The organism is Myxococcales bacterium (assembly GCA_016717005.1).
Lineage (GTDB): Bacteria > Myxococcota_A > Polyangia > Haliangiales > Haliangiaceae > UBA2376.
In genome coordinates, this window is the sequence record JADJUF010000016.1 from 105,544 (window position 1) to 121,239 (window position 15,696).

The following is a 15,696-nucleotide window of genomic DNA, read 5'->3' on the forward strand; positions in this document are numbered from 1 at the left end:
GCGACTATACTGCAATGCCGGCCGTGCGCTCGGCGATCGCGGCCCTGGCCTTGGATTCGACCGTCGGCACGATCGCCTCGTCGAAGACCCGGCCCGAGAAGTAGATCTCCTCGATCGTGGCGGTCAGGTCGGTGAGGGCGGCGGGCGGCCGGCGGGTCCGGACGTAGTCGACGATCTGGCGCGGCGACCAGATGCCCCACAGCTCGGGGCGCGGCAGGAGCGGCAGCGCCGCGGTCCGGTAGATCGCGAACGCCCGCTCGCGGACCGCGACCAGGTCGATGCGCGCGCCCCGGAGCTCGCCGCGGTGGGGGATCGTCACGCTGAAGCGCTCGCCCATGTGGCCCGCCGCGGTGACCCGGGCCGACCACTCGCCGATCGGCAGCGCCTCGACGGCGAAGCGGCCGTCGGCGGTGGTGATCGCGCTGCGCAGCTCGCCGCCGAGGGTCAGCTCGACGGTGGCGTCGGCGATCGGCCGCCCGCGCACCGAGTCGCGCACCAGGCCGGCGAAGCCGTGGTCGGCGGCGCGCCGCAGCGTCGACACCAGGCTGGGGCGGGCGGGCTCGAGGCCGCCGCGCGGGGCCTGGTGCGGGCGGTCGGCCTCGACCGTCGCCGCGGCCACCTGGCGCTCGCGCCGGCGCCGGGCCAGGATGAAGCCCAGGGCCGTGAGCGCGGTCGCCGCGAACGCCGCGATCGTGATCGCGACCGGCGCCGGGCGCGGCGCGCCGACGGTGACGAACACGATCGGCGACTGGCTCGGGCGCAGCCACGACTCGCGCGGCTCGGCGGCGACGACGACGCCGTGGCGGCCGGTGCCGAGCAGGCTGGCCTCGGCGGCGACCCGGAACGTGCCGTCGGCCCCGCTGACCGCGCTGCCGAGCCGGCGCTTGTCGGCGCCGGTCATCGTGACGGTGACCTTGGCCACGCCGGCGCCGTCGGCGTCGACCACGCGCCCGCGCAGGCGCAGCGTGGCGTCGTAGGCGACCGCGCCCGGCGCATCGATGGTGATCGCGGTGTCGCTCGTGAGCTCGACCACGGTCGTGACCGTGGCCGGGGCGTGGCCCGCGTCGCCGGCGAAGGAGGCGGTCAGGCGGCGCGCGCCCGGGCCGAGGGCGTCGGCGCGCGTGATCATGATGGGCTGGTTGCTCCGGCCCGCCGCGTCGTGGTGGGGCTCGTCGCGATCGGTCGGCGACACCCGCACGACCACGGGCACCTCGATCGAGGTGCCGTCGGACGACGTCGTCGCCGTCACCAGCACGCCGGCCGGGGTCACGCTGGTGGTCACGACCATGTCGACCGCGGCCTTGGTCGGGTCGACGTTGGTCGCGCTCGCGGTGGCGAGATCGATGCCGGCGCTGCCGGCGTAGCTCAGGGTGATGTCGAGCGGGCCGTCGCCCGGCGCGACCAGGATCTCGAAGCTGCCGTCGGGGCTGGTGATGCCGGTGCCGGTGGCGCCGCCGGCGAGGGCGTCGACCGCCTCGCCGCCGAGCCCGGAGCCGCTGGCGCGGTCGTGCAGCGTGCCGCGGATCCGGACGCGGCCGTCGTCGGTGCGCCGGACGCTGCCCAGCACCAGCTCGGCCCGGGCCCGGATCGTGACCGTCGGCGGCCGCGCGCGGGCGGGCGCCGGCGCGGCCGCGACCACGGCCAGGGCGAGCAGGGCGACCAGCGCGCGAGCCACGGACCGGGTGATAACACGGCGGAACCGCTCGTGCCGCGTCCCTCTCCCCGGTGTCCCAGGATCCGGATGTCAGAGGGGGGATCGACCCTGCCGACCGCGGAGCGATCCCGGGATCGTCTCTGCCGAGGAGCCGAAGCCTTACATGCGTATCAAGCGGGTCGAAGTCATCGGGTTCAAGTCGTTCTGCGATCGCGCGGTCATCAACATCGCGCAGCCGATCACCGCCGTCGTTGGTCCCAACGGCTGCGGCAAGTCGAACATCGTCGACGCCATCCGCTGGTGCATGGGCGAGCAGTCGGCCAAGCACCTGCGCGGCAAGGCCATGGAGGACGTCATCTTCGCGGGCTCCGAGACCCGCGGGCCGGCGCCGATGGCCGAGGTGTCGCTGACGTTCGACGACGTCGGGTTCTCCCACGAGACCCTGGCGGCGTCGCTGCAGAGCGACGAGGCCGCGGCCGAGGCCGCGCTGGCCCAGGTCGACGCGGTGCCGGATCCGGACGCGAGCCTGCTCGATCCCGACGCCCTCGAGCTCGACGGCGCGCTCGATCCCGACGGGGGCCTGCGCGAGCCCGACGCGGCCACGCTCGATCCCGACGCGGTGGTGCGCGAGACCGCGGCGGTCGCGGAGGTGCTCGACGTCGAGGCCGGCGCCGCCGCGGCCGTCGATCCGGCGACCGGCGAGCCCGCGGTCCTGGTCGACGCCGACGGGCAGATCGTGCCCTCGGCCACGGCCGAGGTCCGCGACCTGCTGGCCGACGAGCCGCCCGCGATCGACTTCACGCAGTACACCGAGGTGACGATCACCCGCCGGCTCTACCGCGACGGCACCTCGCACTACTTGATCAACAAGGTGCCGTGTCGCCTGCGCGACGTCACCGACTTCTTCCTCGGCACCGGCGTCGGCACCAAGGCCTACGCGATCATCGAGCAGGGCCGGATCGGCCAGATCGTCTCGTCGCGGCCCCAGGATCGGCGCCAGATCATCGAGGAGGCCGCCGGCATCACCAAGTTCAAGAGCAAGAAGAAGGCGGCCGAGAAGAAGCTCGATCAGACCAAGCAGAACCTGCTGCGCATCTCGGACATCGTCGCCGAGCTCGACAAGCGCATGGGCACGCTGCGGCGCCAGGCCCAGAAGGCCGAGCGCTACCGCGCCTACAAGCAGGAGCTGCGCGACCTCGATCTCTGGAAGGCCTCGCACCGGTTCCTCGAGCTGCGCGCCGACACCGCGGCGGTCAGCGAGCGCCTGACCGAGGCCGAGACCGAGCGCGTCGGCGTCCGCGCCGAGTACGACGCCAAGGACGCGGCGGTGATCGCCGAGCGGGCCGAGCTGGCGCTCGAGGAGCGCCGGATCGCGACCTTGCAGGAGCAGCTCTACGAGCTCGACAACCGCCTGCGCCTGACCGAGTCCAAGATCGGGTTCGAGACCCGCGAGGCCGGCGAGCTCGAGCAGCGCGCGATCGACGCGGCCGCCGAGCGCGAGCGCCTGATCGCCCAGCGCGCCGACGGCGAGGTCGAGCTGGCCGCGCGCGTCACCGAGCGGGACGGCCTGGCCGACGAGGTCGCCGCCGGCGACGAGGCCGTGCGCGCCGCCGAGGGCGCGACCACCGACGCCCGCCAGAGCCTGGCCGAGGCCCAGTCGAGCCTCGATCGCGCCCGCGGGCAGGTCGCGACCGCCCGCGCCGACGAGGCCAAGGCCGAGGCCCAGGCCGAGGCGCTGGTCCGCCGCCGCGAGGAGAGCGACCGCCGCCTGGCCCGGGTCACCGACGAGCTGGCCCAGGTGTCCGAGCGCCTGCACGAGGTCGAGCGCGACAGCCAGCGCGCCGTCGACGCCATCGCGGCCCTGCGCCAGACCCGGCTCGATCTCGGCAACCAGGCCGAGACCTGGGAGGCGCGCCAGGAGCTCCTCGCCGAGCAGGTCGCGAGCGGCGAGTCCCGGGTCGAGATGCTGCGGACCGAGACCCACCGCCGGCGGTCCCGCCTGCAGTCGCTGGTCGAGATCCAGGAGCGCTACGAGGGCTTCGCCCGCGGCACGCGCGCGGTCATGCAGCGCTCCGACGAGATCGCCGCCCGCGCCAACGGCAGCATCCGCGGCCTCGTGGCCGACGTCGTGCGCGCGCCCGAGACCCTCGAGCTGGCGGTCGAGGCCGCGCTGGGCGATCGCCTCGGCGGCGTCCTGGTCGACGACGCCGGCGTCGGGGTCGCGGCCATCGGCTACCTGAAGAGCGCGTCGGCCGGGCGCTCGGCGTTCGTGCCGGTGCCCGAGCTCCAGGCCGCGCCCGCGGTCGACCTGGCCGTGGCCGACGCCGATCGGGTCGGCGCGTCGAGCTGGCAGGTCCCGTCGGGCGACGACGCCCAGATGGTGGTCGAGGATCGCACCGCGATCACCGGCGCGGTCGCGGCCGTCGGCGTCGACGGCGTGCTCGGGCGCCTGGTCGATCTGGTCGGGCTGGCCGAGGGCTACGCCGGCGTGGCCCACAGCCTGTTCGGCGACGCGGTCGTGGTCGACTCGCTCGAGCGCGCGGTCGCGCTGCACCAGGCCGGCGCCGCCACGACGCTGGTCACCATCGACGGTGACCTGGTCGACGCCCGTGGCGTCGTGGCCGGCGGCTCGCGCGACGCCCAGGGCGCCGGCGTGCTCGGCCAGAAGCGCGAGATCCGCGAGCTCGAGGAGATCGTCGCCCAGCTCGAGGGCGAGCTGACCGAGGCCACCGCGACCCTGGTCACCGCCAAGACCGAGCTGCGCCAGGTCGAGAAGGCCCTCGAGGGCCTCCGGCGCGAGGCCCACCAGGGCGACCTGGCGATCATGAGCCAGGAGAAGGACGCGGCGCGGCTGCGCGGCGAGCACGACCGGATCCGCGATCGCGCGACCCAGCTCGGCGCCGAGCGGGTCGAGCTCGACGAGCGCCTCGCGACCATGGGCCGCGAGCACGACGAGATCGCCGCCCGGGCCGCCGACGCCAAGGACCGCTGCGACCAGTTCGAGCGCACCCAGCTCGGCCTGATCGAGGGCGTCACGGCCGGGCGCGATCGGGTCGACGCGGTCCAGCTCGAGCTGACCTCGGCCCGGGTCCGGGCCGCCCAGCTCGGCGAGAAGCGCGCCGGCATCGAGGCGTCGATCCGCGCGCTGACCTCGAGCGCGCGCGAGCTCGGCACCCGGATCGAGCGCATCGACGCCAACCTGGCCTCGAGCCAGGTCCGGATCGCCGAGCTGCGCACCGACGCGGCCACGCTGACCGACGAGCTCGGCGGGCTGCGCGAGCGGCGCCACGAGCTGGCGGTCGAGTTCGAGGACGGCCGGCGCGGCTACGACGAGCGCCTGCAGGCGATGGCCTCGGTCGAGATCGAGGTCCGCGACCTGCGGACCCGGGCCGAGCGCCTGGCCGCCGAGGTCACGCAGCTCGAGATCCGCGCGGCCAACCTGGCCAGCGCGTACCAGACGCTGGTCGCGGCCACCCACGAGCGCTACCAGCTCGAGCTGCTCGACGTCGTGCCCGACTACCACCAGCGCGGCGTGCTGACCGAAAACCACGACGACCGCGCGACCGAGCTGCGCGAGCTGCTCGACAAGATGAGCGGCGACATCAACCTGACGGCGATCGACGAGTACGGCGAGGTGGCCAAGCGCCACGAGTTCCTGACCGCGCAGCAGGGCGACCTCGAGAACGCGGTCGACCAGCTCGAGAAGGCGATCGACAAGATCAACAAGACCTCGCGCCGGCTGTTCAAGGAGGCCTACACGGCGATCAACACCACCTTCAAGGAGGTGTTCCCGCGCCTGTTCCGCGGCGGCCAGGCCCACCTGTCGCTGTCGACCGGCAAGGACGGCGCCGAGCTCGACATCCTCGAGGCCGGCGTCGAGATCTTCGCGCAGCCGCCCGGCAAGAAGAACTCGACCGTCGACCAGCTCTCGGGCGGCGAGAAGGCCCTGACCGCGGTCGCGCTGGTGTTCTCGATCTTCCTGATCAAGCCGTCGCCGTTCTGCATCCTCGACGAGGTCGACGCGCCGCTCGACGAGGCCAACGTCGATCGCTACAACGAGATCGTGCGCGAGATGACCGACCGGTCGCAGTTCATCGTCATCTCGCACAACAAGCGCACGATGGAGTCCGCCGACAACCTGTACGGCGTGACGATGCAGGAGGCGGGCGTGTCGAAGCTGGTGAGCGTGAACCTGGCGAAGCTGGGCAAGGCCCAGGCCGCGGCGTAGGCGGGCGGGGGCGCGGGCGCGGGCGCGGGCACGGGCGCGGGCGGCTCCGGTTCCGGGGCCGGTTCCGGTTCCCAGTTCCGGCTCCGGCTCCCGGCTCCCGGCTCCCGGCTCCCGGCTCCGGCTCCCGGCTCCCGGCTCCGGTTCCGGTTCCGGTTCCGGTTCCGGTTCCGGTTCCGGTTCCGGTTCCGGTTCCGGTTCCGGTCTGGTTCCGGTTCCGGTTCCGGTTCCGGCTCCGGCTCCGGCTCCGGGTCCGGGTCCGGGTCCGGGTCCGGTTCGGTTCGGTTCCGGTTCCGGTTCCGGTTCCGGTTCCGGTTCCGGTTCCGGTTCCGGTTCCGGCTCCGGCTCCGGCTCCGACTCCGACACCGGCTCCGGCACCGGCTCCGGGTCCGGTTCCGACACCGGCACCGGCACCGGCTCCGGGTCCGGGTCCGGTTCCGACACCGGCACCGGTTCCGACGGTTCCGGCTCCGGTTCCGGCTCCGGGGCGCGGGCTTCCTCGACGAGCGCTTGGATGAGTGCGGCGTTGAGCTGTGTGCGTGAGTGGAGCTCCGTGTCCGGGGTTGCCCCTCGCGGCCCCCGCGCACGTCCCGTGCCCACGCGCCGCCGGGACGCGATCGTGTGAGGAGCGACGAGATCGAGGGCGGCGCGGTCGGGCACGAGACCTGCGCGTCGGGCCGCGGATCGGGGCGCAACCCCGAACACGGAGACCAACGTCATGCTCGATGCACAGCAGGTCACGCTCGAACTCATCACGGTGCTCAGGTCGATCGTCGAGGAAGTGCGCCGGTGCTCGCCGGATCTGGCGGAGCAACTCCGGCGCGCCGCGACCTCGGTGGCGCTGAACCTGGCCGAGGGCACGCGGCGGAGCGGCCGGGACAAGCGCCGCGTGTACCGGATCGCCGCGGCCGAGGCCCAGGAGGTCAAGAGCGCGCTCGCGGTGGCCGCCGCCTGGGGCTACGTAGCGCCCGACTCGATCGCGCCGGCGCTGGCGCTCGCCGAGCGCGTCGGCGCGATGACCTACCGGCTCGGGCGGTAGCCCGACGGGGCCCGGCACCCGACGCCGGCTCCGGCTCCGGGTCCGGCTCCGGGTCCGGGTCCGGTTCCGGTTCCGGCTCCGGTTCCGGGTCCGGTTCCGGCTCCGGGTCCGGCTCCGGGTCCGGTTCCGGCTCCGGGTCCGGCTCCGGCTCCGGGTCGGGCTCCGGGTCCGGGTCCGGTTCCGGCTCCGGCTCCGGGTCCGGGTCCGGCTCCGGCTCCGGGTCCGGGTCCGGGTCCGGCTCCGGCTCCGGCTCCGGCTCCGGCTCCGGGTCGGGTCAGGTCCGCTCCGGGTCCGGTCCGGCTCCGGCTCCGGCTCCGGGTCGGGTCGGGTCAGGTCCGCTCCGGTCCAGGTCGGGTCCGGCTCCGGGTCCGCTCGGGGTCCGGGTCCGGCTCCGGCTCCGGTCCGGCTCCGGGTCCGCTCCGGCTCCGGCTCGGGTCCGGCTCCCGGGTCAGGTCCGGTCCGGCTCCGGGCTCCGGCTCCGGCTCCGGCTCCGGCTCCGGCTCCGGCTCCGGGTCCGGGTCCGGGTCCCGGGTCCGGGTCCGGGTCCGGGTCGGGGGCGGGCTCGGGCTCCGGCTCCGGCTCCGCCTTCGGCTCTGGCTCCGGTTCCGGCTCGGGGTTCCCGTCGCGGCACTGCTCGCGAACGTGTCTTGGCTCACAGACGGGCGCGCCGTTGATGACATCCCACTTTCCGTCGGGATTTCACCGGTCTGACACACGTGGGCGGGTGTCCGTCGCCATGACGCGGCGCGCGGAGTGTGACTCTGGCGACAGAAACCACGACACGAACGCCGCGGGTGCCAACGAAAATGTGAAGCCAAGGTCACGGTTGGCCGCCAGCCCCGGGATTCAAACCGTCAAGAACAGCGGAGATCGTCGAGTTCATCCGGATCGGCACCTCCCTTGCTTTAGTGACACCCGTATTCGCTTCGCTTCGTCACGAACCAAGGAGTCAGTCCATGGCGCTCGGCATTGTTCGGCCTCAGCTTCCCGCAACGACGATCTCCACTGTGCTCGGACGGGCGACGGTGAACCCCGAGGATCCCGCGCGGATCCGGGCGTCGATCGCGCGCGCGCACCTGTTCGCCGCGCTCCCCATCTCGGCCATCGAGGATCTGTCGCAGCGGGTCGCCGTTCGGCGGATCGCCGCGGGCGCCGCGGTGGTGTCGCAGGACGAGCCGGGCGACGCGGTGTTCGTCGTGATGTCTGGGCGGGTCAAGGTCGTCCTGTGCGGCGAGAGCGGCCGCGAGGTCACGCTGTCGATCCTGCGGCCCGGCGACTCGTTCGGCGAGATGTCGCTCTTCGACGGTGGCAGCCGGTCGGCGACCTGCATCGCCTTCGAGCCCACGTCGGTGCTGGCCCTGTCGCGCGACGACCTGATGCGGCACATCGCGGCCCACCCGCGCACCGCGATGAACCTGCTCGGTGAGATGGCGCGGCGCCTGCGCAAGGCCGACGAGTCGATCGCGCAGCTGGCGCTGTGCGACGTCAACGAGCGCCTCATCCATCGCCTCGTCGGCCTGGCCCGCGAGGAGGGCTCGAGCAGCAGCGAGGGCCTGGTCGTGCGCCGTCGCCCGACCCAGCAGGAGCTCGCCAACATGATCGGTTCGTGCCGCGAGACCATCTCGCGCGCGTTCAACCAGCTGGCCCGCGACGGCCTGATCATCGCGCGCGGTCGGGCGCTGATCGTGACGCCGGCGCTGATCGAGCGCTCGGAGCGCAAGAGGGCCGCGTAGTCCGACGGGATCGCCTGGAATCCCTCGCAGATCCAAGCTGTTGAGTTGACACGCGGGGCAACTCGCGACAAGCCTCATACCGTGCCGGAGTCACCCGCCAGGTCGGTCGCCGCGTCGTCGGTCTCGGCCACCGGCGTCGGGATCCGGCCGACGGCCATCGAGGTCGACCTGGCGGCGCTGGCCGACAACGCCCGCGCGATCGCCGCGCTGACCGGGAGCAAGGTCTGCGCGGTGGTCAAGGCCGACGCCTACGGCCACGGCGCGCCCGCGGTGGCGCGCGCGCTCGAGGGGGCGCGGGCGGTGGCCGGGTTCGCGGTCAGCCTCGTCGAGGAAGGCGTGCAGCTCCGCGACGCCGGCGTGCGCGCGCCGATCATGATCATGGGCCCGGCCCAGGCCGGCGGCGGCGACGAGATGGCCGGCCGTGACCTCACCCCGGTGGTGTCGTCGCCAGGCGATCTGGCCGAGCTCGCGACGGTCGCGCGCCGGCGGCAGCGGCGCCTGGCCGTCCACGTCAAGGTCGACACCGGCATGAGCCGTCTCGGGCTCACCGTCGACGAGCTGGCCGACCTCGTGACCCGCGCGCGCCCGAGCGGCCTCGACGTCGTCGGCGTCATGACCCACCTGGCCAACGCCGACGTCGAGGACCCGGCCGATCCCGACGCGACCACCTGGCGGCAGCTCGATCGGTTCGACGACGCCATCGCGCTGGTGCGGGCGGCCGGCGCGCCGGTCGAGATCTGCCACGCCGCCAACAGCTCGGGCGCGATGCTGTTCCCGCGCGCGCGCCGCGACCTGGTGCGGGTCGGCCTGGCCCTGTACGGCAACGGCCACTGGGCCACCGACGCCGCGCTGCCGCAGCCGCGGCGCCCCGGGCTGCGGTTCGTCACCCACGTCGCGCAGGTGCGGCAGGTCGCGGCCGGCGCCCACGTCGGGTACGGCGGCCTGGGCGTCGTCACCCGGCCGAGCGTGGTCGCGGTCCTGCCGGTCGGGTACGCCGACGGGCTGCCGCGGCGGGTCACCGGCCACGGCCAGGTGCTGGTCGCTGGGCGGCGGTGCCCGCTGCTGGGCGCGGTGTCGATGGACATCGCGATCGCCGACGTGACCGACCTGCCGGGCGTGGTCGTCGGCGACGAGGTCGTGCTGCTCGGTCCGGGATCCGGACGGTTCGGCGCCGACCACGTCCGCACCGCCGAGCTCGCGGCCTGGGCCGGGCTGTCGGAGTACGAGGTCACGTGCGGGATCTCGAAGCGCGTGCCGAGGCTGACCACGTGACCGACCCGGCGCCGCCGCCGCGCCACTCGTTCGTCGCGGACGTCGTCACCGGCGTCGCCGACGCGTTCCGGCCGGTCGTGCGGCTGCTCGACCGCTTCGGCGACCACGTCATCCTGATGGGGCGCGCCCTGGCGTGGCTGCCGCGGCGGCCGTTCCGGCCGGGCACCTACCTCGAGGCGTGCGAGTACATCGGCGTCGGCAGCCTGCCGATCGTGCTCCTGGTCGGGCTGTTCACCGGCATGGTCATGGGCCTGCAGGCGGTGTTCGCGTTCCGGCAGTTCCAGCTCGAGTCGTTCGCCGGCGGCACCACCGGCCTGGCGCTGGCGGTCGAGCTGGCGCCGGTGCTGTCGGCGCTGATGCTGTCGGGCCGGGCCGGCGCCGGCATCGCCACCGAGCTCGGCACGATGCGCATCACCGAGCAGATCGACGCGCTCGAGTCGATGGCGGTGTCGCCGCTGCAGTTCCTGATCCTGCCGCGGCTGGTGGCCGGCATGCTGATGGCGCCGATCCTGTCGCTCCTGTTCTTCATCATCGGCATGGCCGGCTGCTACTTCATGACGGTCGTCGTCAACCACGTCGACCACGGCCAGTTCGTGCTCCACACCCGCGATCTGCTCAGCTCGTCCGACGTGCTCCAGGGCATGATCAAGTCGATCGTGTTCGGCCTGATCGTGATCCTGATCGGCTGCTACCAGGGCTTCAACGCCGCCGGCGGCGGGCGCGGCGTCGGCCTCGGCACCACCCGCGCCGTGGTCTACTCGTCGGTGGCGGTGCTGATCAGCGACTACTTCCTGACCGACATCCTGCTGCGGGTGATGTCGAGCGACGGCGGTGGTCGATGACCGCGCCCGCCGCCGCGTCGATGGCCGAGGCCGATCCGCGCTGGCACATGCGCGTGCGCGGGCTGACCAAGTCGTTCGGCCCCAAGACCGTGCTCGAGCGGCTCGATCTCGACATCGAGCGCGGCAAGATCAACGTCATCATCGGGGCGTCGGGCGCCGGCAAGAGCGTGCTGATCAAGCACTTCATGTGCCTGCTGCGCCCCGATCGCGGCTCGGTCTGGGTCGACGGCACCGACGTGTTCGCGTTGACCGGCAAGGCGCTGTCGAACTTCCGGCGCAAGTTCGGCCTGGTGTTCCAGTTCGCGGCGCTGTTCGACTCGCTCACGGTCGAGGAGAACTGCGCGTTCCCGCTGCGCGAGCACACCAAGCTCGGCCGGGCCGAGATCAAGGAGATCGTCCGCGACCGCCTGACCGCGCTCGGCCTCGACGGCTTCCAGGGCGCCTACCCGGGCTCGCTGTCGGGCGGCCAGCGCAAGCGGGTGGGGCTGGCCCGGGCGCTGGTGCTCGAGCCCGAGATCCTGATGTTCGACGAGCCGACCACCGGCCTCGATCCGCTGGCCACGCGCAACGTCGACGACATGATCCTGTCGGTCATGGAGCGGTATAAGGTGACCTCCGTGGTCATCTCGCACGACATGGCGTCGGTGTTCCGCATCGCGGATCGCATCGCCATGCTCCACGAGCGCAAGATCCTGGTGGCCGGCACCGTCGACGAGATCCGCGCGTCGACGATCCCCTACCTGTACGAGTTCATCCGCACCTCGGGCGTGGCGGCCGCGCACGCGGCGCCGGAGGTGGCGTCGTGAGGCCGGTCGCCGCCGGCGTCAAGGTCGGGCTGCTGGTGCTCGCGCTCCTGGCCGGCTCGTACACCGTCTGGAAGAGCCTGGGCGCCGATCCCGCCGGCTCGGACAACATCACGCTGTGGGCGCGGTTCCGCGACGCCTCGGGCATGCCGGTCGGCTCGAAGGTCGTCGTCGCCGGCCTGCCGGTCGGCGAGATCACGAGCCTGCAGATCGACGGCCGCTACGCCAAGGTCCGCTTCAAGATCCGCGCGGACGTGCCGGTGTGGTCGAGCGCGGTCGTGTTCAAGAAGGCCGCGTCGCTGCTCGGCGACCACTACCTCGAGATCGATCCCGGCAGCGCCGAGGGCGCGGCCGAGACCGGCGAGCTGGCGCCGGCGACCCGGCTCGGCAACGGCGACCAGATCGTCAAGGTCGTCGAGTCGACCTCGCCCGACGCGCTCCTGCGCCGCCTCGATCAGAGCCTGCCCAACGTCGACGCGGTGCTGCTGTCGGTCAAGGATCTGTCCGAGGACATGCGCCGCCTGGTCAACGGCCCGATCGCGTCGGTGGCCAACCGGGTCGACGACCTGGTCCAGCGCGAGGCGCAGACCGTCAAGGACATCCTCGACCGCGCCGACCGCGCGGTCGGGCGCATCGACCAGATCGCCGCCGACATCCGGTCGATGTCGGGCGGCGCCGATGAGCGGGTCAAGGCGATCCTGGCCAACCTCGAGGAGGCCTCGGCCGAGGCCCGGGCGCTGGTGGCCTCGGCCAAGGACGAGGTCGCGCTGACCGGCGACAAGGTGCGCGAGAAGCTCGACCTGGTCGATCAGGTGCTCGCCAGCACCGCCAGCATCACCGCCAAGATCGACGAGGACCGCGGCACGCTCGGGCGCCTGGTCAACGACCCCACGATCGCCGACAACGTCGAGGAGATCACCGAGGACGCCAAGGGCTTCCTCGGCACGCTCTTCAAGATGCAGACCTACGTCGGCCTACGCAGCGAGTACAACGTCTTCGCCGGCATGGCCCGGCACTACATCGCGGTCGAGCTGCACACGCGCCCGGACAAGTACTACCTGATCGAGATCGAGCGCGGCCCGCGCGGCGGCTACCCCGACACCCAGCTGGTGTTCGATCCCGCGGCCGGTTCCGACCAGTGGGTCCGGACGACCACGATCGACGACGGCTTCCGGTTCACGTTCCAGTTCGCCAAGCGCTTCGACTGGATGACCCTGCGCTACGGCATCAAGGAGTCGAGCGGCGGCGTCGGCGTCGACGCCGACGTCCGCTGGTGGGGCCGCGGCCTGCACATGTCGGTCGACGTGTTCGACGCGTCGTTCGATCAGTTCCCGCGGGTCAAGCTGGCCGCGGCGTTCGAGCTGTTGCGGGGCGTCTACATCCTCGGCGGCATGGACGACGTGCTCAACCCGGCCGACACCCTGACGGTGCGCACCGGCGCCAGCGACGTGCCGGCGCAGTTCGAGGAGTACCACTTCGGCCGCGACGTCTTCGTCGGCGGCATGATCCGGTTCAACGACCACGACCTCGCGGCGCTGCTCGCGATCGGCGGCGGCGCGCTGTCGGGCATCTCGAAGAAGTGACACCCCGGGGGCGTCGGGCAGGGACGCCGCGGCGGCCGCACGCTGTCGGGCATCTCGAAGGAGTGACGCGGTGCCGGCCGCGCCGGCGTCGGGCAGGGACGCCGCAGCCGCGGCGCGCTGTCGGCGTCTCCAAGGAGTGACGCCGCGACGGCGGCGGCGCCGGCGCGGGGAGGGCTGGGGATCGGGTGGTCAGCGACTCACGGTCGCCAGGAGGCCGATGCTCACGCCGAGGCCGGTCATGAGCAGCGGGTTCTCACGGTTGGGTCAACCGCTGTCGCAGCCGTAGAAGTAGTAGAAGGCAAACCCGGCCAGGCCGCCGACCACGGCGCCGGCGATCGGCAGCCAGGGGCGCGGCCGCAGGCGCGGCACCGCAGGATCTCGATCCGTGGCAGGCATCAGCGCTCAGGCTAGCGCGGAACCGGCGAAGGGAAACACCGGGCCGGCTCCGGCACCGGTGCCGGCTCCGGCTCCGGCTCCGGTCCGGCTCCGGCTCCGGTTCCGGCTCCGGCTCCGGTTCCGGCTCCGGCTCCGGCTCCGGCTCCGGCTCCGGCTCCGGTTCCGGTTCCGGCTCCGGCTCCGGTTCCGGCTCCGGCTCCGGCTCCGGCTCCGGCTCCGGTTCCGGCTCCGGCTCCGGCTCCGGCTCCGGCTCCGGTTCCGGCTCCGGCTCCGGTTCCGGCTCCGGCTCCGGCTCCGGCTCCGGCTCCGGTTCCGGTTCCGGCTCCGGCTCCGGCTCCGGCTCCGGTTCCGGTTCCGGCTCCGGCTCCGGCTCCGGCTCCGGCTCCGGTTCCGGCTCCGGGCTCCGGCTCCGGTTCCGGCTCCGGCTCCGGCTCCGGGCTCCGACCCCAGCTCCGCCACGGGCTCGTCGCTCAGGGCGGGTACAGCGCGCCGCAGGTGTCGACCGCGCCGGCCACGCCAGGCTCGGCGGTCATCGGGCCGTCGCCGCCGTACTGCTGGCGCTGCGCGGTGGTCAGCGCGCGCGCGCCGGCGATCGCGCCCAGCACGGTCGCGCCCTCGGTCGGCGTGCGCGCGAACGTGGCGCGGTCGACCGCGTACAGGCCGAAGTGCGGCCGGAAGCCCTCGGCCCACTCGAAGTTGTCGTAGAGGCTCCAGTAGTAGAAGCCGCGCACGTCGACGCCCTCGGCCCGGGCCCGCTCGATCTGCTCGAGCACGCGCACGATGTTCTCGGCGCGGCGCGCGCCGACGTCGGTGGCGATGCCCGACTCCGAGACCACCAGCGGCAGGTCGGGGTAGCGCGCGGCCATCGCGACCAGCACGTCGTGGATGCCGGGCGCGTAGAACTCGTAGCCCATCGTCGGCACGCACCAGCTGACGTCGCCGGGCGGCAGGCAGCTGCCGAAGTCGAACATGCCGAAGCACGGCGACAGGCCGAGCTCGCGGATCGCCTGCGACTGGCCGGTGACGCCGGTGCGGAAGTAGTACTGCACGCCCAGCCAGTCGAGCTTGCCGCGCCAGTCGGGGTGGGCCTCGTCGCCGGTGCCGTCGAAGTCGGTGTCGAAGCTGCCGGAGCGGAGCGCGTCGATCGCGAGGTAGTGGTAGAGGTACTCGACCTTGGCGCGGGCGGCCTCGTCGCGGGGATCGGTCGACAGCTGGTTGTTGCCGGCGGCCCGCCAGTCGGCCACCGACAGGGTCAGGCCGACCGCCGCGGCGACGCCGTCGCCGTCGGCGTCGGTGGTGTCCGCGGCCTTGATCGCGTCGTACATCGCGGCGTGGGCGGCGAGGTAGTCGCGGACGATCGGGACGAAGTCGGCGAACAGCGACGTGATCGTGAAGCGGCCCGGCGGGAACGTGCCGATGCCGTACGCGGCCAGCAGGTAGTTGACGGGCTCGTTGAGCGTGCCCCACTCGTCGACGCGGTCGCCGTAGCGACGCGCCAGCTCGCCGGCGAGCTCGGCCATCTCGGCGATGACCTCGGGGCCGCCGGCGCCGCCGAGGCCGCACAGGTTGGTGTCGGTCGGCTGGCCCGGCACCGGGTTGTTCGCGCAGCTGGGATCGCGCGGATCGGCGACCCACACCGGGTTCGAGAAGTGATGGACCGTGAGCATCGGCCGGATGCCGCGCGCGACCAGCGCGTCGAGGACCGCGTCGTAGTGCGCGAACGCGGCCTCGTCCCAGACGTCGCGGGTCGGCTCGACCCGGGCCCACTCGATGCTGAACCGGTAGCTGTCGAGGTGGGTGTCGGCGACCAGCGCGACGTCGGCGAGCGCGCGGGTGTAGCCGCCGACGGCGTCACCGACGAACTCGCGGCCCTTGCCCATGCCGCCCTCGGCCACGGGCCGGGTCCACAGGTACCAGTCGGTGTTGGGGTTGACGTCCTCGATCTGCGTGGCGGCGCTCGCGGCGCCGAAGCGGAATGTCCCGGCGCCGGTCGCGCCGGTCAGCGGGCCCATGGCGGGGTAGGTGATCGGTGCGGGCGGCGGCGCCGTGCCGTCGTCGCCGCAGGCCAGCACGAGCACGGACAGGGCAGCGACGACGAGCGGCAGGCGAGGGCGAGGCATCGGTCGCATGGTGCCAGCGGCGGGCGGCG

General features: G+C 73.4%; 9 protein-coding genes. 7 read left to right on the plus strand and 2 right to left on the minus strand.

Features of this window, described 5'->3' with window-relative positions; all coding sequences use genetic code 11:
- Positions 1 to 4: 4 nt before the first annotated feature.
- The gene (locus IPL61_16340) at positions 5 to 1,675 is read right to left on the minus strand and encodes a carboxypeptidase regulatory-like domain-containing protein (protein MBK9032813.1); all 1,671 of its coding nucleotides are present in this window, start codon (positions 1,673 to 1,675) and stop codon (positions 5 to 7) included.
- A 142-nt stretch (positions 1,676 to 1,817) separates the two neighbouring features.
- Here IPL61_16340 and IPL61_16345 point away from each other — a divergent pair, with 142 nt between their 5' ends.
- The 7 genes from IPL61_16345 to IPL61_16375 all read left to right on the plus strand — a co-directional run bounded on the left by IPL61_16345 (position 1,818) and on the right by IPL61_16375 (position 13,151).
- Positions 1,818 to 5,882: a chromosome segregation protein SMC gene (locus IPL61_16345; GenBank protein ID MBK9032814.1), complete on the plus strand. Its 4,065-nt coding sequence runs from the start codon at positions 1,818 to 1,820 to the stop codon at positions 5,880 to 5,882.
- Positions 5,883 to 6,597: 715 nt separating this feature from the next.
- Positions 6,598 to 6,918 (plus strand): four helix bundle protein, encoded by a 321-nt coding sequence (locus IPL61_16350; GenBank protein MBK9032815.1) that lies wholly within the window; start codon positions 6,598 to 6,600, stop codon positions 6,916 to 6,918.
- Between the two features lie 1,007 nt (positions 6,919 to 7,925).
- Entirely contained in the window at positions 7,926 to 8,651 is a 726-nt protein-coding gene (locus IPL61_16355) for a Crp/Fnr family transcriptional regulator (GenBank protein ID MBK9032816.1), read from the plus strand.
- Positions 8,652 to 8,732: 81 nt separating this feature from the next.
- Positions 8,733 to 9,923 carry an alanine racemase gene (gene alr, locus IPL61_16360; GenBank protein ID MBK9032817.1) on the plus strand — a complete coding sequence of 397 codons (1,191 nt, stop codon included), beginning with the start codon at positions 8,733 to 8,735 and terminating at the stop codon, positions 9,921 to 9,923.
- Complete coding sequence (locus IPL61_16365) at positions 9,920 to 10,765, plus strand: ABC transporter permease (protein ID MBK9032818.1); 846 nt, start codon at positions 9,920 to 9,922, stop codon at positions 10,763 to 10,765. The genes alr and IPL61_16365 overlap by 4 nt, the downstream gene beginning before the upstream one ends.
- A gap of 20 nt (positions 10,766 to 10,785) precedes the next feature.
- A complete protein-coding gene (locus IPL61_16370) occupies positions 10,786 to 11,571 on the plus strand; it encodes an ABC transporter ATP-binding protein (protein MBK9032819.1) in 786 nt (261 codons plus the stop codon).
- Positions 11,568 to 13,151 carry an MCE family protein gene (locus IPL61_16375; GenBank protein ID MBK9032820.1) on the plus strand — a complete coding sequence of 528 codons (1,584 nt, stop codon included), beginning with the start codon at positions 11,568 to 11,570 and terminating at the stop codon, positions 13,149 to 13,151. Before IPL61_16370 ends, IPL61_16375 begins: the two co-directional genes overlap by 4 nt.
- Positions 13,152 to 14,017: 866 nt before the next feature.
- Here the strand turns inward: IPL61_16375 and IPL61_16380 are convergent.
- On the minus strand, positions 14,018 to 15,667 hold the full coding sequence (locus IPL61_16380; protein MBK9032821.1) for a glycoside hydrolase family 1 protein: 1,650 nt from the start codon (positions 15,665 to 15,667) through the stop codon (positions 14,018 to 14,020).
- Between the last annotated feature and the right edge of the window lie 29 nt (positions 15,668 to 15,696).